The organism is Pseudomonas sp. BMS12, assembly GCF_001592875.1.
Classification (GTDB): domain Bacteria; phylum Pseudomonadota; class Gammaproteobacteria; order Pseudomonadales; family Pseudomonadaceae; genus Aquipseudomonas.
This window is the reverse complement of the sequence record NZ_LSOF01000035.1, coordinates 1-357: the sequence shown is the minus strand read 5'-3', so window position 1 is coordinate 357 and position 357 is coordinate 1. Positions and strand designations below refer to the sequence as shown.

Here is a 357-nt window from a genome sequence, read left to right as displayed (position 1 = left end):
GCGGCATCTCGATGCGTTGCTCGCCGTTGGCGCCGATGTACAGGGCATAACCCGCCAAATCATTGGCCTGGTTGGCGCTGGCCTGCCAGCTCAGAACCAACTGGTCGGCACCTGGCTGCACTTGCAGCGCTGTGGCATCTTCGGGGGCTTGGATGTCCTCAGGTGTGACCGCGATCGAGGTCACCGCCGCCTGTTTGAGCCCCTGCAGATCCACGGCCAGCACAGCGAAATAGCGTGTTTCGTTACGGGTCAGCCCCGTCACCGTGAACTGTTTGGTGCCCCGCGAAACCGTTTGCAGCAACTGCGCATCAGCCACCGAGGTGAACGGCTGCGCTGCGCCGTAGACCTGATATTCCT

Annotated in this window: 1 protein-coding gene; it reads right to left on the bottom strand. The window is 62.2% G+C overall.

All coding sequences use genetic code 11. From position 1 onward, the window contains the following. Positions 1-357, bottom strand: a 357-nt coding sequence (locus AYB31_RS21900) for a hypothetical protein (protein WP_201787437.1), incomplete at both ends; no start/stop codon positions are given.